Source organism: Pseudomonas anuradhapurensis (genome assembly GCF_014269225.2).
Classification (GTDB): domain Bacteria; phylum Pseudomonadota; class Gammaproteobacteria; order Pseudomonadales; family Pseudomonadaceae; genus Aquipseudomonas; species Aquipseudomonas anuradhapurensis.
The window spans coordinates 4,805,518-4,826,292 of the sequence record NZ_CP077097.1; the positions used below are offsets into that span (position 1 = coordinate 4,805,518).

18 protein-coding genes and 1 riboswitch are annotated in these 20,775 nt (G+C 64.0%); of the genes, 7 read left to right on the forward strand and 11 right to left on the reverse strand.

Going from position 1 to position 20,775, the window contains the following annotated elements; translation table 11 throughout:
• Window positions 1–99: 99 nt before the first annotated feature.
• The 3 genes from cpdA to HU763_RS22045 form a co-directional block, all read right to left on the reverse strand.
• The gene (cpdA, locus tag HU763_RS22035) at window positions 100–900 is read right to left on the reverse strand and encodes a 3',5'-cyclic-AMP phosphodiesterase (RefSeq protein ID WP_186684422.1); all 801 of its coding nucleotides are present in this window, start codon (window positions 898–900) and stop codon (window positions 100–102) included.
• An 85-nt stretch (window positions 901–985) separates the two neighbouring features.
• Window positions 986–1,438, reverse strand: a complete 453-nt coding sequence (locus HU763_RS22040; protein WP_114170587.1) for a DUF1249 domain-containing protein — start codon at window positions 1,436–1,438, stop codon at window positions 986–988.
• Window positions 1,429–2,046, reverse strand: coding sequence for an NUDIX domain-containing protein (locus HU763_RS22045; RefSeq protein WP_186684421.1), 618 nt, complete (start codon window positions 2,044–2,046; stop codon window positions 1,429–1,431). The genes HU763_RS22040 and HU763_RS22045 overlap by 10 nt, the downstream gene beginning before the upstream one ends.
• 184 nt (window positions 2,047–2,230) lie before the next feature.
• Here HU763_RS22045 and HU763_RS22050 point away from each other — a divergent pair, with 184 nt between their 5' ends.
• The gene (locus HU763_RS22050; protein ID WP_186684420.1) at window positions 2,231–2,977 is read left to right on the forward strand and encodes an RsiV family protein; all 747 of its coding nucleotides are present in this window, start codon (window positions 2,231–2,233) and stop codon (window positions 2,975–2,977) included.
• Here the strand turns inward: HU763_RS22050 and cytX are convergent.
• Window positions 2,946–4,229, reverse strand: coding sequence for a putative hydroxymethylpyrimidine transporter CytX (gene cytX / locus HU763_RS22055; protein WP_186684419.1), 1,284 nt, complete (start codon window positions 4,227–4,229; stop codon window positions 2,946–2,948). The genes HU763_RS22050 and cytX overlap by 32 nt on opposite strands.
• Window positions 4,230–4,404: 175 nt before the next feature.
• A complete protein-coding gene (gene thiC, locus HU763_RS22060) occupies window positions 4,405–6,285 on the reverse strand; it encodes a phosphomethylpyrimidine synthase ThiC (protein ID WP_170033056.1) in 1,881 nt (626 codons plus the stop codon).
• A gap of 155 nt (window positions 6,286–6,440) precedes the next feature.
• A riboswitch (TPP riboswitch) is annotated at window positions 6,441–6,547 on the reverse strand.
• A gap of 159 nt (window positions 6,548–6,706) precedes the next feature.
• On the opposite strand from thiC, the gene HU763_RS22065 reads away from it, so the two are divergent.
• Entirely contained in the window at window positions 6,707–8,140 is a 1,434-nt protein-coding gene (locus HU763_RS22065) for a TolC family outer membrane protein (RefSeq protein ID WP_186684417.1), read from the forward strand.
• A 165-nt stretch (window positions 8,141–8,305) separates the two neighbouring features.
• On the opposite strand, the gene waaA is transcribed toward HU763_RS22065, so the two are convergent.
• Complete coding sequence (gene waaA, locus HU763_RS22070; protein WP_186684415.1) at window positions 8,306–9,577, reverse strand: lipid IV(A) 3-deoxy-D-manno-octulosonic acid transferase; 1,272 nt, start codon at window positions 9,575–9,577, stop codon at window positions 8,306–8,308.
• 11 nt (window positions 9,578–9,588) lie between these two features.
• Window positions 9,589–10,479, reverse strand: a complete 891-nt coding sequence (locus HU763_RS22075; protein ID WP_186684413.1) for a LysR family transcriptional regulator — start codon at window positions 10,477–10,479, stop codon at window positions 9,589–9,591.
• Between the two features lie 86 nt (window positions 10,480–10,565).
• On the opposite strand from HU763_RS22075, the gene HU763_RS22080 reads away from it, so the two are divergent.
• The 4 genes from HU763_RS22080 (at window position 10,566) to HU763_RS22095 (ending at window position 14,281) form a co-directional block, all read left to right on the forward strand.
• The gene (locus HU763_RS22080; RefSeq protein WP_170033064.1) at window positions 10,566–10,898 is read left to right on the forward strand and encodes a DMT family transporter; all 333 of its coding nucleotides are present in this window, start codon (window positions 10,566–10,568) and stop codon (window positions 10,896–10,898) included.
• 377 nt (window positions 10,899–11,275) lie between these two features.
• Window positions 11,276–12,451 (forward strand): NAD(P)/FAD-dependent oxidoreductase, encoded by a 1,176-nt coding sequence (locus HU763_RS22085; protein ID WP_170033066.1) that lies wholly within the window; start codon window positions 11,276–11,278, stop codon window positions 12,449–12,451.
• Window positions 12,448–13,260 (forward strand): aldo/keto reductase, encoded by an 813-nt coding sequence (locus HU763_RS22090; protein ID WP_186684411.1) that lies wholly within the window; start codon window positions 12,448–12,450, stop codon window positions 13,258–13,260. The genes HU763_RS22085 and HU763_RS22090 overlap by 4 nt, the downstream gene beginning before the upstream one ends.
• Before the next feature lie 52 nt (window positions 13,261–13,312).
• Window positions 13,313–14,281, forward strand: a complete 969-nt coding sequence (locus HU763_RS22095; RefSeq protein WP_186684409.1) for a metal ABC transporter ATPase — start codon at window positions 13,313–13,315, stop codon at window positions 14,279–14,281.
• A 138-nt stretch (window positions 14,282–14,419) separates the two neighbouring features.
• Here the strand turns inward: HU763_RS22095 and hldE are convergent, their stop codons facing one another.
• The 3 genes from hldE to HU763_RS22110 all read right to left on the reverse strand — a co-directional run bounded on the left by hldE (window position 14,420) and on the right by HU763_RS22110 (window position 18,971).
• Complete coding sequence (gene hldE / locus HU763_RS22100) at window positions 14,420–15,841, reverse strand: bifunctional D-glycero-beta-D-manno-heptose-7-phosphate kinase/D-glycero-beta-D-manno-heptose 1-phosphate adenylyltransferase HldE (RefSeq protein WP_170033072.1); 1,422 nt, start codon at window positions 15,839–15,841, stop codon at window positions 14,420–14,422.
• Between the two features lie 130 nt (window positions 15,842–15,971).
• Window positions 15,972–17,780, reverse strand: coding sequence for a lipid A export permease/ATP-binding protein MsbA (msbA, locus tag HU763_RS22105; RefSeq protein WP_170033074.1), 1,809 nt, complete (start codon window positions 17,778–17,780; stop codon window positions 15,972–15,974).
• A 15-nt stretch (window positions 17,781–17,795) separates the two neighbouring features.
• Entirely contained in the window at window positions 17,796–18,971 is a 1,176-nt protein-coding gene (locus HU763_RS22110) for an O-antigen ligase family protein (RefSeq protein ID WP_186684407.1), read from the reverse strand.
• Window positions 18,972–19,072: 101 nt separating this feature from the next.
• Here HU763_RS22110 and HU763_RS22115 point away from each other — a divergent pair, with 101 nt between their 5' ends.
• Window positions 19,073–19,678, forward strand: a complete 606-nt coding sequence (locus HU763_RS22115) for a toluene tolerance protein (RefSeq protein WP_186684405.1) — start codon at window positions 19,073–19,075, stop codon at window positions 19,676–19,678.
• A 3-nt stretch (window positions 19,679–19,681) separates the two neighbouring features.
• On the opposite strand, the gene HU763_RS22120 is transcribed toward HU763_RS22115, so the two are convergent.
• Complete coding sequence (locus tag HU763_RS22120) at window positions 19,682–20,773, reverse strand: glycosyltransferase (RefSeq protein WP_186684403.1); 1,092 nt, start codon at window positions 20,771–20,773, stop codon at window positions 19,682–19,684.
• Window positions 20,774–20,775: the final 2 nt, after the last annotated feature.

Below are 20,775 nucleotides of genomic sequence, written 5' to 3' on the forward strand. Positions count from 1 at the left end.
TTGACGCAGTGTCACGGCTTTCGCAACAATTTCGTCAAGAGCGCCGGGGTCGCTGCGCGCCCATCGCCGGTGATCGGCTGCGCAGCAGCCGCAAGATCCTCAATACCCCGGGCTATCGAAGTCGAGCTTCACCTCGAAGTCCAACGCCCGCTCCACTCCGGTCTCCAGCCGCCCGTCGGCGTGCAGGCGCAACCAGCGGTACCCAGGCTGCTCTTCACTGACCTTGAAGTCCTCGCTGCCTGCCGCGAACTGAATACAGGTGGACGGCGTGGCCAGCAAACGCCGACCCGCGCGCATTTCATCCCAGGGTTGGTGCACATGCCCCCAGAGCAGCGCCCGCACCTGTGGATAAGCGTCGACGATAGCGAACAGCGCCTGCGCATTGCGCAAGCCGATCGGCGCGATCCAGGCGCAGCCGATGTCCACCGGCTGATGGTGCAAACACACCAGGCAGTGCCGGTCGCCCGCCGACGCCAAGGCCGCTGTCAGCAGCGCCAGCTGATCATCCTGCAACCACCCGTGGGTCGCCCCGGGCACCGCCGTGTTGAGCATGACGATGCGCCACGCACCGATATCGGTCACCGCCTGCATCAGCTCGGGGGCAACCTGCGCCATCAGCCGCGCCTCGTCATGGTTGCCTGGCAACCAGCGAGTGAGCACGGCGACCGGCGCGGTCAGTTGGCGAAACGCTTCATACGACGCCACGCTGGCGTCCTGGGACAGATCACCGGTGCACAACAGCAGGTCGACAAGTGTTTGCTCGCGGCGCACCTGGGCTACTACATGGTGCAGGCTGTCGCGGGTATTGAGGCCCAGCATGCTGCCGGCCGGGTCGGCGAACAGGTGGGCATCGGTCAGTTGCACCACATGCACGGGGCGCGATTGATCTGGCTGCGGCAACGGCCGTCTCCTCGAACGGATTCAGCACGGATTATGGCGGTACAACGGTTGCGAGCAAACACCCGCAGCCAAACCACGTCACAATTCAGCGAACGCTTGCGAGCTCGTGGCCGCAGGCCAGGCAGTGGCTCAGCCATTCGCCCAGGAACAGGTTGAGCTGGGCCTTTTCGTCCGGCTGGTGCATGGCCGCGTTGGGATAGGGGTAGATGCTGCGCAGGCGCCGGGCATGCTCGGCGCTGACCACTTCGGCCATGCGTGCATCGTGGTACACCTGCACTTCCAGGTGCGGTACCGGCAACCATGGCAGGCTGTGCTCCTGGCGCACGTGCAGGGTGGTGGTGTACGGGCACGCGAGCACCACGTCGAGCACCAGTACGCCGAGCATCTGGTCGCCCTGGGTCATGCCGATGCGACGCGAGCTCTGGGTGGTGCGCATGTCTGGCAACAGGCGCATCAGCCGGGCGTAGTTGGCCTCGCAGGCTGCCTGCAGCCCGACCAGGTCGACCCGATAACGCTCGCGCAGCAGGTTCACTTCCACATACCTCGTACTTCGTCACGGTTCAGCGCCAGCCATTGCAGGCCGATGATGGTTGCCGCGTTGCAAACGCGCCCGTCGCGTACGGCCTGCAAGGCATCTTCGAACGACCATACGCGCACGCGAATGTCTTCGCCTTCTTCCTCCAGGCCGTGCAGGCCACCCGCGCCTTCGCTGCTGCAACGGCCGAGGTACAGGTGGACGTATTCGTCACTGCCACCGGGCGACGGGAAGTAACGGGTCATCGGCCACAGCGCGCTGAAGGCCAGGCCGGCCTCTTCTTCGGCTTCGCGGTGGGCGACCTGTTCAGGTTGCTCGTCCTTGTCGATCAACCCGGCAACCATCTCGATCAGCCAGGGGTTATCGATCTTGCCCAGGGCCCCTACCCGGAACTGCTCGATCAGCACCACTTCATCGCGTTGCGGATCATAGGGCAGCACGCACACCGCATCATGGCGCACGAACAGTTCGCGGCTGATCTCGCGGCCCATGCCCCCGGCGAACAACTCGTGGCGCAGGTGCACCTTGTCGAGCCGGTAGAAGCCCTGGAAGCAGTTATCCCGCTTGACGATCTCGATCGCCTTGGGCACTGAGTTCAACGTGTCTGACATGGAAATCCTCATTACCTCGTTTACAGCATCGCGCCATCCTACTCCGCACGCCAGCGGGTTTCACCCCTTTCCGGTTACCGTTCGCGCAGTCGGGACAGCGCGCTCGCTCTCTGTTAGCTTAGTGGCGAACTGAAGGCCGCGCAGACGGTCAAAGGCCGACTTTCCCTGTTCTGCAAGGATCACCATGACACTTGTCAAACTGACTTCCGTGGCCGTGCTGGCCCTGGCCCTGGGCGCCTGCCAGAGCCTGTTCACGCCCAATTACCGGGCGCCGCTCGAGGTCAAGCGCGATGCCTGGGAGCATGTCAAACCCGGCTGCAGCGAAAGTGACTGCCCGCTGGTGAACATCGACACCATCCACTTCCCAGCCCTGCCCAAACTCGATGGCATCGTCGAAAAACGCCTGCTGCAGTTGACCGAAGACAACCAGCACGGCAACACGCCGACTACCCTGCAAGCCTACGAGCAGCAATACTTGGCCACTGCCGACAAGCGCAACAGCAGCTACCTGCAGGCCAAGGTACGTGAACAGCATGACGGACTGGTGATCATCGAGTTGTCCAGCTACCTGGACAGCGGCGGCGCCCACGGCATGCCCGGTCGCGGCTTCATCAACTATTCGCGCAAGCTCGACAAGGTACTGACCCTGCAGGACATGCTGCTGCCCGGCCAGGAAGACACCTTCTGGAAAACCGTCGAGGAATCGCACCGTGCCTGGCTGATGAGCGTGGGCATGGACAAGGACGCCGAATTCATCAAGACCTGGCCATTCAAGCACTCGCCGCACATCGCCCTGACCTACGGCGCGGTGGTGGTGAAGTACGAGGTCTACACCATCGCGCCCTACTCCATGGGCCACGTGGAACTGAAAATCCCCTACCCGCGCCTGAATGGCGTACTCAAGCCTGAGCTGTTTCCCGGCCGCGGCTGAAACCCAGCAGCCCATGCACCAGCCCTGCCAGTAGCAATGCCGGCAGGGTCGCCCCCAGGTCCGGCGCCTGTGCGGCGATCACATGATATGCCGCCACGCCCACCACCCACGCCAGCAACGCCTGCCAGTGCAGGTTGCGCACCTGTACCGGCAGGCGCCGACGACGGATCAGGTAATGGTCCACCAGCACCACGCCGAACAGCGGTGCGAACACCGAGCCGATCAGCAACAGGAAGTTCTCGTACTGTGCCAGTGGCGCCAGCAGGGCGATCAGGGTACACAGCACGCCAATGATCAGCGCCAGGTGCTCGACCTTCAGGCGCACCAGCACGCCTGTGGAGACTGCCGCCGAGTGGATGTCGGCGAAGGCCTTCTCCGCCTCGTCCAGCAGGATCAGCAGCAGTGGAATGCCCATGCCTGCGCCCGCCAGGGCCAGCAGCAAGGCGTTGACTTCGCCACTGGCGGCGAAGGCCAGGGTGTAGGCCACACCCAGGCTCATCAGCCAGGTGTTGCCGATGAAATAGCCCACTACCGTGCCGCCGAACACATGCTTGCCGTTGCGGGCGAAGCGCGAGTAGTCAGCGATCAGCGGCAGCCAGGACAACGGCATGGCGATGACGATGTCGAAGCCCACCGCCAGCGACATCGAGCCGTCGCCGGCACGCTGCCACAACTCGGTCAGGTCGGCCTTGGCGAACAGGTTCCAGGTCAGCCACAGGCAGGCGCCCAGCAGCAGCCAGATACCCCAGGCGCGCAACACCTTGCGCACGAACGCCAGCGGCCCGCTGACCGCGAGCAAGGTGGCCAGGGCGCCAAAGCACAGAGTCCAGAGCATCGGGCTGTTCCAGGCACTGGCGTCGCCGAATGCGCGCGCGCCCAGCAGGCTGGCGGCATCGCGCATGACGACGATTTCGAACGCGCCCCAGCCTACCAGCTGCAACAGGTTCAGCAGCGCCGGCAAGCGCGCGCCGTAGCCACCCAGGCTGAGTTTCAGGGTGCCCATGGCCGACAGGCCAGTATCGCTACCGATGACCCCGGCGGCGCCCAGCAACAACACCCCGACAGCAGTGCCCAGGGCAATCGCCAGCATCGCGCTGGCCAGGCCCAGGCCAGGCGCCAGCATGGCGCCGACCTGCAACACCATCAGGCCAATGCCCAGGGAGAACCACAGCGAGAACAGGTCGCGGGCGCCGAAGATGCGCTGGGCGGTGGGGACCGGGTGTTCGGGGGAGAATTGGCTGGGTGATGTCATGCTTGCAGGCACTCGGCAAGGTAGTTTGATTGGACGCGGTCGTGGCAGGAGCGGCCTTGTGTCGCGAAAGGGCCGCAAAGTGGCCCCGGGTTTTCAGCTTCGCGACTGAAATTGCCGGGGCCGCTTTGCGGCCCATCGCGACACAAGGCCGCTTCTACAGGGTTAGCGCTGCGGCTTAGACCTTGTGGTACAGCTGGCTGCCTTCCTGGCGGAACCGCTCGGCCTGCTCGCGCATGCCCTGCTCGACCGTCACGTCCACGGTCTCGATCTTGGCAGCGTATTCACGTACTTCCTGGGTGATCTTCATCGAACAGAACTTCGGCCCGCACATCGAGCAGAAGTGCGCGACCTTGGCCGATTCCTTCGGCAGGGTCTCGTCGTGGAAGGCACGGGCGGTGTCCGGGTCCAGGCCCAGGTTGAACTGGTCTTCCCAACGGAACTCGAAGCGCGCCTTGGACAAGGCATTGTCACGAATCTGCGCGCCCGGATGGCCCTTGGCAAGGTCGGCAGCATGCGCAGCGATCTTGTAGGTGATGATGCCGGTCTTCACGTCATCCTTGTTCGGCAGGCCCAGGTGCTCCTTGGGCGTGACGTAGCAGAGCATGGCGCAACCGAACCAGCCGATCATCGCGGCCCCAATGCCCGAGGTGATGTGGTCGTAGCCTGGGGCGATATCGGTGGTCAGCGGGCCGAGCGTGTAGAACGGCGCCTCGTCGCAGCACTCCAGCTGCTTGTCCATGTTTTCCTTGATCAACTGCATCGGCACGTGGCCGGGGCCTTCGATCATGCACTGCACGTCGTGCTTCCAGGCGATCTTGGTCAGTTCACCGAGGGTTTCCAGCTCACCGAACTGCGCAGCATCGTTGGCGTCGGCAATCGAGCCCGGGCGCAGGCCGTCGCCCAGCGAGAAGCTGACGTCGTAGGCCTTCATGATCTCGCAGATCTCTTCGAAATGCGTGTACAGGAAGTTTTCCTTGTGATGCGCCAGGCACCACTTGGCCATGATCGAGCCACCGCGGCTGACGATACCGGTGACGCGCTTGGCGGTCAGCGGCACATAACGCAGCAGCACGCCGGCATGGATGGTGAAGTAGTCCACACCCTGCTCGGCCTGCTCGATCAGGGTGTCGCGGAACAGCTCCCAGGTGAGGTCTTCGGCTACGCCATTGACCTTTTCCAGGGCCTGGTAGATCGGCACGGTGCCGATCGGCACCGGCGAGTTGCGGATGATCCACTCGCGGGTTTCGTGGATGTGCTTGCCGGTGGACAGGTCCATGACCGTGTCCGAACCCCAGCGGATGCCCCAGGTCAGCTTGGCCACTTCTTCCTCGATCGAGGAACCCAGGGCACTGTTGCCGATGTTGCCGTTGATCTTCACCAGGAAGTTGCGGCCGATGATCATCGGCTCCAGTTCCGGGTGGTTGATGTTGGCCGGGATGATCGCGCGGCCACGAGCAATTTCCTGGCGAACGAATTCGGGGGTGATTTCCTTGGGGATATTGGCACCGAAGCTGTGGCCGGCGTGCTGCTCGTTCAACAGGCCAGCGGCGCGGGCCTCCTGCAGCTTCATGTTTTCACGGATGGCCACATATTCCATCTCGGCGGTGATGATGCCCTGGCGGGCGTAGTGCATCTGCGAGACGTTGGCGCCGGCCTTGGCACGGCGCGGGTTGCGCACGTGGGCGAAACGCAGCTTGGCCAGCTCGGCATCGTTCAGGCGCTGCTGCCCGAAGTTGGAGCTCAGGCCGTCCAGGCGTTCGGTATCACCGCGTGCTTCGATCCACGCCGAACGCACATCGGCGAGGCCCTTGCGCACGTCGATGACCACGTTGGGGTCGGTGTACGGGCCCGAAGTATCGTAGACCAGCACCGGGGCATTGGCTTCGCCACCAAAATCGGTCGGGGTATCGTCCAGGCTGATTTCACGCATAGGTACGCGGATGTCAGGGCGCGAGCCTTCGACATATACCTTGCGCGAGCGCGGGAACGGTTGTACGGACTGCTGATCGACTTGTGCCGATTCGCTGAGGTTTATCGCTTTTTCTTGTTTGGTCATCACAGGCTCTCCAGACGGCTTCCGGGCAGTGGAATGTCGGGGTGAACCTGAAAGGCGCGGACGCACCCCTTTACGGGTGCAGTGCCGGATATGGGGGTGCCTGAAGCTGCACGCAGCTGTGACATTCCCGGACCTGGCACAAGAGGCTGGCCGGGAAGGCGAGCAATCTTGTTCCCTACGCAGGCGCTAACCTGATCAGGTTCAACGGGATCCGCAACTTTGCGATCTCAGCCTTTGCTTCAAGGCACCCCGACAAGAACATGCGCAGTCTAGACTGGAGTGGTCGGCAAAGCCAAGCGGGTAAATGCGCGGATGATGAAAGGTACGCCGAGCATTGTTGCCGGGTGCGCATGGCACTACACTGGCCCGTCGCTCGATACTCAACAGTTCAGTAATTAAACTTCGTACAAGGATTGCCTCTATGCTGCGCAAACTCTCACTGGCAATAGCCGTGTCTTGTGCGTCCAACGGAGTGGCCTGGGCAGCGGACGTGCCCTCTACAGTGAAAACCGACCTGGTCAGCGTTTACCAGGAAGCGGTGGACAACAACGCTGACCTGGCCGCAGCCCGCGCCGATTACGGCGCCCGTCGCGAAGTGGTGCCGCAGGCGCGTGCCGGGTTGCTGCCAAACCTGTCGGCCGGTGCCGAGATGATGAACACCCGCACCAAGCTGGATGAGCCATCGATGACCTCCAACCGCAGCGGCAATTCGTGGAGCGCGACCCTGGCCCAACCGATCTTCCGCGCTGACCGCTGGTTCCAGTTGCAGGCCGCCGAGGCCGTCAATGAACAAGCGGCACTGGAGCTGTCGGCCACCGAGCAGAACCTGATATTGCAAACTGCGCAGAACTACTTCGCCGTCCTTCGGGCCCAGGACAACCTGGCCGCCACCAAGGCCGAGGAAGCCGCGTTCAAGCGCCAGCTGGACCAATCCAACGAACGCTTCGATGTGGGCCTGTCGGACAAGACCGATGTCCTCCAGTCGCAGGCCAGCTACGACACTGCACGCGCCAACCGGATCATTGCCGAACGCCAGGTACAGGATGCCTTCGAGGCCCTGGTGACGCTGACCAACCGTGATTACACGTCGATCCAGGGCGTGGTCCACACATTGCCGGTGCAGGTACCTACCCCGAACGACGCCAAGGCCTGGGTCGAGACTGCCGGGCGCCAGAACCTCAACCTGCTGGCGACCAACTATGCGGTTGCCGCTGCCGAGGAGACGCTGCGCCAGCGCAAGGCCGGCCATGCGCCGACGCTGGATGCGGTGGCCAAGTACCAGAAAGGTGATAACGACAGCCTCGGTTTCACCAACCCTTCCCTGCCAGGGGTGCATTACAGCGGTGATGTCGAGCAGACCAGCGTCGGCCTGCAGCTGAATATCCCGATCTACAGCGGCGGCCTGACCAGCTCGCAGGTGCGCGAGGCCTACCAGCGCCTGAGCCAGAGCGAGCAGCAACGCGAGAGCCTGCGCCGCCAGGTGGTGGAGAACACCCGCAACCTGCATCGCGCGGTGAACACCGATGTGGAACAGGTGCAGGCGCGCAAGCAGTCGATCATCTCCAACCAGAGCGCACTGGAAGCCACCGAAATCGGCTACCAGGTGGGTACCCGCAACATCGTCGACGTGCTCGACGCCCAGCGCCAGCTGTATACCTCGGTGCGCGACTACAACAACAGCCGCTATGACTACATCCTCGACAACCTGAGCCTGAAGCAGGCGGCCGGCACCCTGAGCCCGCAGGACCTGCAGGACCTCAAGCAGTACCTGAAACCGGACTACAACCCGGACAAGGACTTCCTGCCGCCGGACCTGGCTGCGGCGGCGGCGAAGAACTTCGAACGGCGCCCCTGAAGCGTGAGCGGCCTTGTGTCGCGATGGGGCGCGCAGCGGCCCTGGGAAAGCACATTCGGTCGTTGAGATGGACCGGGTTTGCTGTACTCGGGGCCGCTGCGCGCCCCATCGCGACACAAGGCCGCTCCTACAGGAATCGCTTCGCTGTGAGGATCTATCTGGAAATCAGTTGATGAGATTGCCAAGGCCATCGAGCAGCCGCTGCAACGCCCCCTGATTGGCTCGCATCACCGCCCTGCCCGCCTCGCCCATGCGCTGGGCATCCTGCGGCAGCTCAATCAACCGGCGCACGGCCTCGGCCAAACCGTCGGCATCGTCCACCTGTTGCAACGCCCCCGCCTCGCGCAGCATGGCGCTGATCTCGAGGAAGTTGAACACATGCGGCCCCATCAGCACCGGCAAGGCCAGCGCTGCGGGCTCCAGCGGGTTGTGCCCACCGGTCGCTACCAGGCTGCCGCCAACGAAGGCAATGTCGGCCAGTGCATAGAGGAACAGCAACTCGCCCATGGTGTCGCCGACCAATACCTGCGTCTGCGCATCGACCGGGGTACCGGCCGAGCGACGCACGCTGGTGAACTGTTCGCTGCACAGCGCGTGCACCGCAGCGAACCGCTCGGGGTGACGCGGTACCAGGATCAGCAACGCATCACCATGTACCTGCAGCAACTGCCGATGCGCCTGCAGGATCAAGGCATCCTCGCCTTCGTGGGTGCTGGCGGCGATCCACACTGGTCGCTGCTCGGCCCCCCACTGTTCACGCAATGCCCTGGCCCGTGGCAGCAGTTGTTGGTCGACCTTCAGGTCGAACTTGATCGAACCGGTGACCTGCACGCACTCGGGGCGCGCGCCCAGCTCACGGAAGCGCTGGGCCTCGGTTTCGGTCTGCACGGCAATCAGGCTCATCTCGGCCAGCATCGGCCGGGTCAGTTTGGCGAAGCGCCCATAGCCACGGGCCGAACGCTCGGAAAGACGCGCGTTGGCCAAGGCCACCGGGATGCCACGCCGGGCACACTGATGGATATGGTTGGGCCACAGCTCGGTTTCCATGATGATGCCCAGCTTCGGCCGCACATGGTCGAGGAAACGCCCCGCCGCCCAAGGCAGGTCGTACGGCAGGTAGCAATGCTGCACGCGTGGTTCGTCGGCGAACAGGGCGCGAATACGCTCGGAACCGGTGGGCGTCATGCAGGTCAGGGTAATCGGCAGCCCAGGGTAGGCCTTGAGCAAGGCACGCACCATCGGCGCCGCAGCGATACTCTCGCCCACCGAAACGGCATGTACCCATATGCCGCCCCGGCGCATGGCCGGCAGCTTGCAGGCAAAGCGCTCGCCGATGCGCTGGCCATAGGCCGGCGCCTTGCGCGCGCGCAGGTACAGGCGCAGCGCAACCAGCGGCAGGCCCAGGTGAAACAGCAAGGTATAGAGTGTTCTGTTCATGGCGGCGGAGTTTACCCGATCGCGCGCAGGTGCACTGCAAAGCGCTCGGCCAACCACTGTGCGGCCGGGCCCAAGGGCGCGTCACGGCGCCAGGCCAGTTCCGCCACCAGGGCCGGCGGTCGCCACTCGCTGTCCAGTTCGACCATGTGCGCCTGGTAGGTCGGGTATTGCACCACGTGTCGCGGCAGCCAGGCCCAGCCCAGCCCGCGCATCAACAGTTCGGCCATGGCGTAGAAGCTGTCGGCGCGCCACACCTGCGGGCTGATCGCCTCACCGCCCGGGTAGCCACTTTGCTGCGGGGTGATCAGCAACTGCCGGTGGCGGGCCAGTTGCTGGCGGGTGACCCGGCCTTCGCCTGCCAGCGGGTGGCCGACCGCGCACACGGTAACCATTTCCACGCTGCCCAAGGCACGCCGGTCCAACGAGGCCGGGATGCTTTCGTGATTGAAAAACAGCCCCAGGTCGGCACGTCGCTCCACCAGTTTGCGCGCGACATCGCCTTGCGCGCCGCTGGCCAGTTGCACTTCCAAGAACGGGTAGCGGCTGGCCAGTTCGTCGAGGCTGTCGATGACCGGCTGGTAGGGCATGGCTTCGTCCTGGGCCACCCGCAGCAAGGCCTCCTGCCCGCGCATCAGCGCCAGCGCGCGCCCATCCAGGCGCTCGCATTGGCGCAACAGTTCACGGGCGTCTTGCAGCAGAGCGCTACCGTTTTCGGTCAGCTTGGGCTGGCGCCCACTGCTGCGCTCGAACAAGGTGACCCCGAGGTCGGCTTCAAGCATGGCAATCGCACTGCTGATCGCCGACTGGGCTTTGCGCTGTTCGCGGGCCACGGCCGAGAACGAGCGCAATTCGGCGACCCGCAGGAACGTGCGCAATTGTTCGAGGTTCCACTGTTCGGCCATCACCTATCTCCACTGTTGATAGGTAATGACTTTACCCCATCCAGGGTGAGTCTAGAATCTGCGGCCTGTTACCGGAGGATCCCGTCATGAATGCCTACACCTACCTCGCCATCGCCATTTGCGCCGAAGTCATTGCCACCGCCTCGATGAAAGCGGTGAAAGGCCTGAGCACGCCGCTGCCGCTGTTGCTGATGGTGATTGGCTACGCCATCGCGTTCTGGATGCTGACCCTGGTAGTCCGTAGCATTCCGGTAGGGATCGCCTATGCCATCTGGTCTGGGTTGGGGATCGTGCTGATCAGTGTAGCGGCGCTGGTGATCTATGGGCAGAAGCTGGATGTGCCGGCCATGCTGGGCATGGCGATGATCGTGGGTGGGGTGGTGGTGATCCAGCTGTTTTCGAAGACGGCTGGGCATTGATGGTTGCCTTGTGCCTGGCGGGAGGTTGGGTCAGAGCTGCCAGGTGCTTGCCTTGATTTTTATGGTGTCGCGTAGATCGAGCGCCGCGCGGGCGGCGCTCGATTTCACAGGCGCAGCAAGCATCAAGGCGGGCCCCTGTCAGCCCTCACACAATCCCAGCCAAGCCCCCCAGCCTGACACCTTCTTCTGCGGCTCAGACGGCTACTCGATGCCATCGAGTATCGTCTCGACCATCCTCATTCCGGCCAGCCATTCAAGGCAATTTCAGAAAACCCCGAGGCTGTACACGCCCATTGTGTCGCGATAGGGCTGCACAGCAGCCCCCTTGTGCCCGACCCTGTATACTTGCCAGCTGTCCCAGACTTCGAGGTACCGCCATGCCATCCGCCATTTCCACTGACGTGCTGATCGTCGGCGCCGGGGTCGCAGGCCTCTGGCTCAATGCCCGCCTGCGCCGCCTGGGCTATTCGACAGTGCTGGTGGAGCGCGCCAGCCTTGGCGGCGAGCAGACCATCAAGTCCCAGGGCATCATCCATGGCGGTACCAAATACGCCCTGCACGGCGCCCTCACCGGTGCCTCGGAAGCCATCGCCGACATGCCGCGCCGCTGGCGCGAAGCGCTGAATGGCAGCGGCGAGCTGGACCTTACCCATACCCGCCTGTTGTCCGACGCCCACTACCTGTGGTCGCCAGGCACCCTGGCCGGCAACCTCACCAGCTTCTTCGCCAGCAAGGCCGTGCGCGGCCGGGTCGATCAGGTGAAGGGCGAGCAATTGCCACCGGCACTGCAGGACCGCGCCTTCAAGGGCAAGGTCTATCGCCTGGCCGAACTGGTCGTCGACGTGCCCAGCCTGCTGGCCAACCTGGCCGAACTGGCGGGTGACAGCCTGCTGGCCGGCGAGCGCATCGAACCGTTGCGCGAGGCTGACGAGCTGGTCGGCCTGTGCGTGGATGGCCGCGACATCCGCGCCCAGCGCATCGTGCTCAGCGCTGGCGCCGGCACCGAAGACTTGTTGCATGCCCTGGGCCTGAACCAGCCAGCCATGCAGACCCGCCCACTGCACATGGTCATGGCCAAAGGCGCCAACCTGAAGCCGCTTTATGCCCACTGCCTGGGTGGCGGGCCGAAGCCGCGGGTGACCGTCACCACCCATCCGGCCGCCGATGGCCAGTGGGTCTGGTACCTGGGCGGCGACCTGGCCGAGGCCGATGGCGTCGCCCGCGAGCCGTCGGCGCAAATCGCGGCGGCACAGAAGGAAATCGCCAGCCTGCTGCCATGGGTCGACCAGAGCCAGGTGCGCTGGGCCACCCTGCGGGTCAGCCGCGCGGAACCAGCACAATCTGGCCTGGTGCGCCCCGACAACGCCTTCCTCGCCGACCAGCAACGCCTGCTGGTCGGCTGGCCGACCAAGCTGGCCCTGGCGCCGGACTTCAGCGACCGGGTAATCGCCCACCTGGAGCGTGACGGCATCCACCCACAGGCCCAGGCGGACCTGCCCGACCTGCCACGCCCACCACTGGGCGTACCGGCCTGGGAGCAACTGCTGCCATGAGCCTGCCAACCCTGCACGACTTCCACCGCCCCTTGGGCAGCACTGGCCTCAAGGTTTCGCCGCTGGGCTTGGGCACGGTCAAGCTGGGCCGCGACCAGGGCGTCAAGTACCCCACCGGCTTCACCATCCCCGATGATGACGACGCCCGCCTGCTGTTGGCCCAGGCCCGCGAGCTGGGTATCAACCTGATCGACACCGCACCTGCCTACGGCCGCAGCGAAGAGCGCCTGGGCCCGCTGCTGCGCGGCCAGCGTGATGAATGGGTGATCGTCAGCAAGGTCGGCGAAGAATTCGACAACGGCCAGTCACACTTCGACTTCAGTGCTGCCCACACCCGCCGTTCGGTGGAGCGCAGCCTGCAGCGCCTGGAAACCGACCGCATCGAGCTGGTGCTGGTGCACTCCGACGGCAACGACCTGGCCATACTCGAACAGCAGGAGGTGTACCAGACCCTCGCCGAGCTCAAGCAGGAGGGCAAGATCCTCGGCTATGGGCTGTCCGGCAAGACTGTCGCCGGCGGCCTGAAGGCGCTGGAGCAAGGCGATTGCGCCATGGTCACCTACAACCTCAACGAGCAGGCAGAACGCCCGGTGCTGGACTACGCTGCCGAGCACGGCAAGGCCATTCTGGTGAAGAAGGCTTTGGCCAGCGGGCATATCTGCCTGGCCCCAGGGGTGGACCCGGTGCAAGCCAGCTTCGAGCTGCTGTTTGCCCATCCGGGTGTCAGCAGTGCTATCGTCGGCACCATCAATCCGCTGCACCTGGCCCATAACGTGGCGACCGTCGCCCGTATTCTGGGCCGGCATTGAGTTGCCCCTGGCCTACTGGCCTGGAGACTGACCCGACGCAAGGAGGAGCCTCGTGGCGCGTACGCTGATCCGCAAGAACCCGAGCAACTTCAAGACCCTGCCGCTGCATGTCGAGGCCACGCCCGAGGGGCTGATCTACCAGAGCATCGGCATGCCGCTGAATTTCGCCCAGACCCAACAGCGGCGCAAGGCCATCCAGTTGCCCGATGCGCAGCGCTTCGTGGTGGAACTGGCCAACCTGGGCGTGTCGGTGCGACTGACCTTGCATTGGCAGAACCGTGACTACTGGGTATTGGTACGCCAGCGCCGGCAGGACCGAGGCGATGTGGTGCTGAAGCTGATTTCCGGTTACGTGCCGGCGCAGGAACTGAACCTGCCGTTGCACACTGCGGTGCAGGAAGTGGCCGAGGAATGCCTGCTGGAAACCCCGGAAGGCTGGCTGGGCGGGCGCTTCAACGATACCTGGCTGCCAGTGCCCTACGCCGCTGCCCTGCACTACCGCGAAAACCCACACTTTGTGCTGACGCCGCAGTCCGGTGCTGCGCGCCCGGTGCATTGCGGCAAACTGATGCTGCTGGAGCGGCCACGAGCCTATGTACACCTGCCTACCGCTTCGTTGCAGCTGATCTATGACATGCGCCTGCAGGTACCTCGGGAGGCCAAGAAGCTCAGCCTGTTCCACGTCGATGAGCGGCTCGAAGGTGACCAACTGGTGGCGCGGCTCAACCGCAAACGGCCGGACCTGTACCTGATGCCTTTGCAGGACGGCCAGCCACTGGCCGAGCTGTATACGCTGAAAAAGGATGAGCTGGTACCGGCAAGCACGCGGGGGATACACCTGGCTGAGAGTTTTGCTCACCAGGAGGGTTGGGTGGTGAAGGAAGAGCGGGTGCGCTGGAAGGATTGGGTGAAGCAGCAGGGGTTAGTGGAAAGCAAGCCGGTGCGGGCCTCGCACCTGCAGCGCTTTGGAGACAAGGCGCGGGCGCTGCTGGAGCGGGCGCGCACTTCGCTGCACAAGTAGGATCCAGGGGGCTGCTGCGCAGCCCATCGCGACACAAGCCCGCTCCTACAGGGGACCGCGCAAACCTGGGCGTTGCGCTGCCTGCTGTAGGAGCGGCCTTGTGTCGCGATGGGCCGCGGAGCGACCCCCAAGGGCAGGTCAGTGCTTGCGGATCTTCTCGACGATCGCCGTGGTCGAGCTGTTCTCGACCAGCCCCAGCACCTTCACGGTACCGCCATAAGCCTTGACGATATCGGCGCCCACCACCTGGTCGATGCCGTAATCACCACCCTTGACCAGCACATCCGGCTTGACCTGGCTCAGCAGGTTCTCCGGGGTACCCTCCGGGAAGCTGATCACCCAGTCCACCGCGCCCAGCCCGGCCAGTACGGCCATGCGCCGGTCGACGCTGTTGATCGGCCGGCCCGGCCCTTTCAGGCGGCTGACCGAGGCATCGTCGTTGACCGCGACGATCAGGCGGTCGCCCTGGGCACGGGCCTGCTCCAGGTAGGTGACATGCCCGGCATGCAGGATGTCGAAGCAACCGTTGGTAAAGACGATCTTCTCTTTGTGCGCCCGCGCGTCGTCGATCGCCAACAGCAGTTGCTCCAGGCCCAGCACACCGCGCTCGGAGCCTTCTTCACGCTGGATGGCCCGGCGCAGTTCAGGGGCGCTGATTGCCGCCGTACCCAGCTTGCCGACCACGATGCCCGCCGCCAGGTTGGCCAGGGCCACCGCGTGCGGCAGGTCCTCACCGGCAGCGATGGCTGCCGCGAGGGTGGAGATGACGGTATCGCCGGCACCGGTCACGTCGAATACTTCCCGCGCCCGCGCCGGCAGGTGCAGCGCCGGCTGGCCGCTGCGCAACAGGGTCATGCCGTGCTCGCCACGGGTCACCAGCAAGGCGCCCAGGTCCAGATCCTGCAACAGTTGCAGGCCCTTGGCGACCAGGTCGGCCTCATCGGCGCAACGGCCGACGATGGCCTCGAACTCGCTGAGGTTCGGGGTGATCAGGCTCGCGCCACGGTAGATGGAGAAGTCCTTGCCCTTGGGGTCGGCGAGCACCGGAATGCCTTTGGCCCGTGCCGCCTCGATCAGGCTCTGGTGGTTTTTCAGTGCGCCCTTGCCGTAGTCGGACAGGACCAGCACCTTGACGCCTTCGAGCAGGTTGTCGACCTCGGCCCCCAGCGACAGCGGGTCGGTGGCGAACGGTTCTTCGAAATCGATGCGCAGCAGCTGCTGGTGACGGCTCATGACCCGCAGCTTGACGATGGTCGGCTGGTGCGCGATGCGCTGGAACACCGAGCGCACGCCGGCAGCCTGCAGGCTGTTGGCCAGGCTGTCGGCAGCCTCGTCCTGGCCGGTAACGCCGATCAGCGCCGCCGGTGCACCCAGGGCGGCGATGTTCAAGGCAACGTTGGCCGCGCCGCCGGGGCGATCCTCGATCTGATCGACCTTGACCACCGGGACCGGCGCTTCAGGCGAGATACGCGAAGTACCGCCATGCCAGTAGCGGTCGAGCATGACATCGCCGACCACCAGTACCGGGGCTTGATCGAAACGCGGCATGGACAACTTCATGGGCAACCCATATGAAAATAATGAACAGGGGCAGGATATTAGCACAGGGTTGGCGACGGCTTTACGGCCATATCAGCCCAGGAAAATTCCCGTGACAATCGGGGCCGTGACGGCCCCGATCAACGAAGGTTCAGGTGATATCGGCCTTGGCCGGCTCATCCAGGCCCATGGCATGCAGGCGGGCATAATGGCCATTGGCCGCGAGCAACTCGGCATGGGTGCCGCGCTCGACCAGACGGCCCTGATCCATTACCAGGATCTGGTCGGCCTTCTCGATGGTCGACAGGCGGTGGGCGATTACCAGCGTGGTACGGCCTTGCATCACATGGTCCAAGGCAGCCTGGATATGCCGCTCGGACTCGGTGTCCAGCGCCGAGGTGGCTTCGTCGAGGATCAACAGCGGTGCGTTTTTCAGCAATGCCCGGGCGATGGCCAGGCGCTGGCGCTGGCCGCCGGAGAGCAGTACGCCATTCTCGCCCACTTCGGTATCGAAGCCTTTCGGCAAGCGGTCGACGAACTCCTTGGCATAGGCATCGGCCGCAGCAGCTTCGATGTCGGCGCGCGGTGCCCCGGCCAAGTCGCCGTAGGCGATGTTGTTGGCCACGGTATCGTTGAACAGGGTGACGTGCTGGGTCACCTGCGAAACGTGGCGCCGCAGGTTGCGCAGGCGGTAGTTCTCGATCTCCACGCCATCGAGCAGGATCTGCCCCTGGTCGTGGTGATAGAAGCGCGGGATCAACGCCGCCAGGGTCGACTTGCCGCTGCCCGAGCGGCCGACCAGGGCGATCATCTGCCCAGGCTCGGCGACGAAGCTGATGTCGCTGAGCACTTCGCGCTCGGTGCCGGGGTAGGTGAAGCTCAGGTTGCGCACTTCCAGGCGCCCTTCCACCCGCTCCTTCTCGACGGTACCGGTGTCCACTTCAGGCGTTTCGTCCAGTTGCTCGAAGATGCTCTCGGCACCGGCCAGGCCCTTCTGGATGGTCGAACTGACCTCGGAAAGCTGTCGAATCGGCTTGGGCAGCAGGCCGGCGGCGGTGATATAGGCCACCAGGTCACCGGCAGTGGACTCACCGCGCAGGAACAGCACCAGGAACATCAGCGCAGCCATGGCCGAGTAGATCACCAGTTGCAGCATCGGCGTGTACAGCGAGCCGGTCTTGGTCATGCGCAGCTGCTTGTCGGTGTTGCTCTGGCTGGCCTTGGCGAAACGCTGCTCCTCGTAGGCTTCGCCGCCAAAGCTGCGGACCACGCGATAGCCCTGGATGGTTTCCGAGGCAACATGGGTCACGTCGCCCATGGCCACCTGGATCTTCTTGCTCTGCTTGCGGAATTTCTTGCTGGCGACGCTGACCATTACCGCGATCACCGGCAGGATGGCAACCATCACCAAGGTCAGGTGCCAGTTCATCCACAGCAGGTAGGCGAACAGGAACACCACCGTCAGGCCTTCACGGATCACCACCTTGATCGCATCGGTGGCCGCACCGGTGACCATGGTCACGTTGAAGGTGATGCGCGAGATCAAGTGCCCGGAGTTGTGGTTGTCGAAGTAGCGGTTGGGCAGTACCAGCAACTTGTTGAACAACTCCACGCGCAGGTCGTGCACCAGGCACAAGGACACCTTGGCCAGGAAGTAGTTGCCGAGGAACGAACCCAGGCCCTGCCACGCGGCGATCAGGATGATCAGCAGCGGCACCGCCTGCAACAGTTGCAGGTCGCGCAGGTAGGGGACGTTGGGGAACAACACCGCTTCGGGGTTGCTCAGCCCATCGACGAAATACTTGAGGATGCCGGCCAGCATGGGCTGGGTCGAGGCAAAGACCACGAAACCAATGATGCTCAGCAGGAAAATGCCGACATAGGGTTTCACATAGCTCAACAGCCGGAAGTAGATCTTCAGGCTGGAGGTGTGTTCCGCCGGTCGCGGTGTTTCGGCCATTATCGAGCTCGCTGTTCAGGTTGAACCGGAAATTTTACCACAGGCATCATTTTCGGCACGCCCCCATGGCAGCAACATGACCAGGCCCACCGGCAGCCAGCTGATGAACCATTCGGCACGCGGCGTACCGGTGAGGCTGGCGGCATCGAATTGCATGGCCAGCGTCGAGTAGACCCAGAAACCGAGCAGGACCTTGCCGAACAGGGTGCCACGTGCCCGCACGATTTCACCCAGCGTGTACAGCCATACCATGACCCACAGCAGCATGCCGGGCAGGCCCAGCTCAACAGCGACATGGGTGAACATGTTGTGGGTGTGGTCGAAGTGCATCTTGCCCACCGTCACGTCGTAGGCCGCCCCCAGGCCAAGGCCGGTCCAGGGATGCACGGCAATCATGTCGACCGCGGAATGGAAGATTTCCGGCCGATAGGACGAGCCACGGTGGGCGATGAGGTCATACAGGAAATACAAGGCCAGGCCGGTGGCAAGCGCGGCCAGCATGGCAAACACCCGGCTGTGGCGATCGCGAAACCACAGCGGGGCGAGAATCACCGTGAGCGCCAGGGCCAGTATGGCCCCACGGCTCTGGCTGAGCATGACGAACAGCCCCAGACAAGCCAGGGCCGCCAGCCACGCCAGTTGCAGGCCGCGCTGCTGTGGCGGCTGGTACAGCAGGACAAGCGCGGCCGAACCGATGACGTAGGCGCCCAGGATCGGGTGCGATATTTCGCCGATGCCTTGCAGGCGAGCCAGTAAAGGGTAGCCCTGCATGGCGTAGAAATGAACCACCGAAACCAGTGCAGCCACGGCCAGTAGAGCGCTACCGACCAGCAGCAACTGGCGAATGCGTGCCTGGCCAAGCTGCGCGAGCAACGGGAACGCCAACAGGAAGACGAGAATGTAGAGCAGGCGCTTGGCCTCACGTCCCGGCTCTTCGCCCACCGACCATGCCAGGCTCAGCGCGCTCCACGCCAACAGCAACAGCACACTCCCCCATAAAGCGGGCTGAAGCTTCCAGGCCTGCAGCAGTACCTGCCTGGCAGACCATGCCAGGACCAGCGTCGGCAACCACAGGAACAACACCAGGCCTTGCTGATAGACCTTGTTGCTCGGCGCCAGGGCAATAGCTGCCAGGAACCAGACCAGACCAAAGCCCAACCAGGCCTTCGCCCAGTTTTTCTGATACAACATCCTTTCCCCCGATGAATCAAATACACCATCCAATGGTGCAACAACATTATTTTCGGCATTATTGCCGGTCATTTCGTTCGCCCGATGACAAGGCTCTTTTCATGCAATGCTCCCGGCTCAACCAGGTCGACTTCGATCAGCTGACACTAGGCGCCCAGGTGCTAGAGGCAGATAGCCATGGTGCGAAAGTCTACCTGCTCGCGGATGGTAATTTCCTCAAGGTTTTTCGCAGGAAGCGGCTGATTTCATCTGCACTGCTGCGTCCGTACTCGCAACGCTTCGTCGACAACGCCGCACGCCTGTCGCAAATGGGTATTCCCACCCTGCAGGTAATCAGCCAGCACAAGCTCGACCTGCCAGGCCGCACCGCCGTGCTGTATCGGCCGCTGCCGGGGCGCACCCTGTTGCAGATGTCGCGTGATGAAGGGTTCAGCTGGGAGGTTTACCTGCCGCGGCTGATCGAGTTGATTCACCAGTTGCACCGCAGCGGGGTGTATTTCCGCTCGTTGCACCTGGGCAATGTAGTGGTCACGCCCGACCAGCAGTTGGGGCTGATCGACGTGGCTGACATGCGCTTCCTGCGCCCGCCGCTATCGGCGCGCATGATCCGGCGCAACGTCCAGCACATGGTGCGCTATATCGAACGGGAAAAGCTCGGCGAGCGGTTCCCCCTCGCCGCCTTCGAGGCGGCATTGCTCGCCCGCTGAGCATCAGTTGCGCAACAGACTGTGGGAACCGGTGCAGAATGCTTGCCAGGCCTGTTCGGGGGCAAGTGCCTGGTGTTGCTGTGCGGCAACTGCGGGGCCATCGAGCGAGGCGCAGCGCTCGATCGCCTCGGCCCAGGCCTGCTCATCCCCAACCGGCAGGTAACCACCGGTATCTCCCAACTGCTCGCGAAACACTTGCAGGTCGCTGCATACCAGCGGCACTCCGGCCATGACGCCTTCCTGCACCACCAGCCCGAGGCCTTCGGAGCGCGAAGGTATCAGTAGCCAATCGAATGCCCGATACAGCTGTTGCAGATCGTCGCGGTGCCCGCACAGATGAACACGGCCGATAAGGCCCAGGGCGTCGATACGGGCCTGTAACACCCGGTGCAAGGGCCCAGCGCCGACGATCGCCAATTGCAGGCCCGGCTGACGCGCGCTGGCCTTGGCGAACGCTTCGATCAGCATCTCGAAACCTTTGCTGTGCACCAATCGCCCAACGGCCCCCAGCATCACCCCAGCTGCCGGAGGCAATTGCAGGGCCTGCCTGGCCGCCTCCCGGCTCAACAACGGCGCAGCGAAAGCCTGCGGATCAAGCGCCATGCGCAGGGTCTGCACCGGCCTGCCAAGGTCACGCTGCAGCGACTCGGCCAGGGTCTGCGAAACCGCCGCGACACTCAGGCGCTCGGCAGGCAGCATGCGCAACAGGCGCACATCACTGGCATCCAGGCGCGTCTCGCCGTGGAACAGCACCTTGGCCCGCACCTGCGGCAGCCGCTGCAAGGTCGGCAACAGCAGGCGCGCCACCCCTACACCGTCGAGCAGGAGGATGTCCGCCTGCGCCGCCACCAGCGCCTTGTGCAGGCGCATGCGCAGCCATGGACGCAGCAGTCGCCAGAGGTGCCGCCCTTTCAACGCACGTGACGGCAGGTGCCATTCGCGGGTCGACCCAAGCCCGCAACAAAGCCCACTGCCAAGCAGCAACCAGTTACTGATCCGGGCATCGGCGCCAGCGTGCAACAGCACCTGTCGATGCACCTTGTGGATGGACATGTACGGCGCTCCGCCGGCCCACATCACATTGACGATGTTCATGA

Bases quoted from the DNA above. Each gene is read 5' to 3' on its own strand.
- HU763_RS22045 (WP_186684421.1), bottom strand. From the start codon at position 2,046: ATGTCAGACACGTTGAACTCAGTGCCCAAGGCGATCGAGATCGTCAAG.
- HU763_RS22050 (WP_186684420.1), top strand. From the start codon at position 2,231: ATGACACTTGTCAAACTGACTTCCGTGGCCGTGCTGGCCCTGGCCCTG.
- cytX (WP_186684419.1), bottom strand. From the start codon at position 4,229: ATGACATCACCCAGCCAATTCTCCCCCGAACACCCGGTCCCCACCGCC.
- thiC (WP_170033056.1), bottom strand. From the start codon at position 6,285: ATGACCAAACAAGAAAAAGCGATAAACCTCAGCGAATCGGCACAAGTC.
- HU763_RS22065 (WP_186684417.1), top strand. From the start codon at position 6,707: ATGCTGCGCAAACTCTCACTGGCAATAGCCGTGTCTTGTGCGTCCAAC.
- waaA (WP_186684415.1), bottom strand. From the start codon at position 9,577: ATGAACAGAACACTCTATACCTTGCTGTTTCACCTGGGCCTGCCGCTG.
- HU763_RS22075 (WP_186684413.1), bottom strand. From the start codon at position 10,479: ATGGCCGAACAGTGGAACCTCGAACAATTGCGCACGTTCCTGCGGGTC.
- HU763_RS22080 (WP_170033064.1), top strand. From the start codon at position 10,566: ATGAATGCCTACACCTACCTCGCCATCGCCATTTGCGCCGAAGTCATT.
- HU763_RS22085 (WP_170033066.1), top strand. From the start codon at position 11,276: ATGCCATCCGCCATTTCCACTGACGTGCTGATCGTCGGCGCCGGGGTC.
- HU763_RS22090 (WP_186684411.1), top strand. From the start codon at position 12,448: ATGAGCCTGCCAACCCTGCACGACTTCCACCGCCCCTTGGGCAGCACT.
- hldE (WP_170033072.1), bottom strand. From the start codon at position 15,841: ATGAAGTTGTCCATGCCGCGTTTCGATCAAGCCCCGGTACTGGTGGTC.
- msbA (WP_170033074.1), bottom strand. From the start codon at position 17,780: ATGGCCGAAACACCGCGACCGGCGGAACACACCTCCAGCCTGAAGATC.
- HU763_RS22110 (WP_186684407.1), bottom strand. From the start codon at position 18,971: ATGTTGTATCAGAAAAACTGGGCGAAGGCCTGGTTGGGCTTTGGTCTG.
- HU763_RS22115 (WP_186684405.1), top strand. From the start codon at position 19,073: ATGCAATGCTCCCGGCTCAACCAGGTCGACTTCGATCAGCTGACACTA.
- HU763_RS22120 (WP_186684403.1), bottom strand. From the start codon at position 20,773: ATGAACATCGTCAATGTGATGTGGGCCGGCGGAGCGCCGTACATGTCC.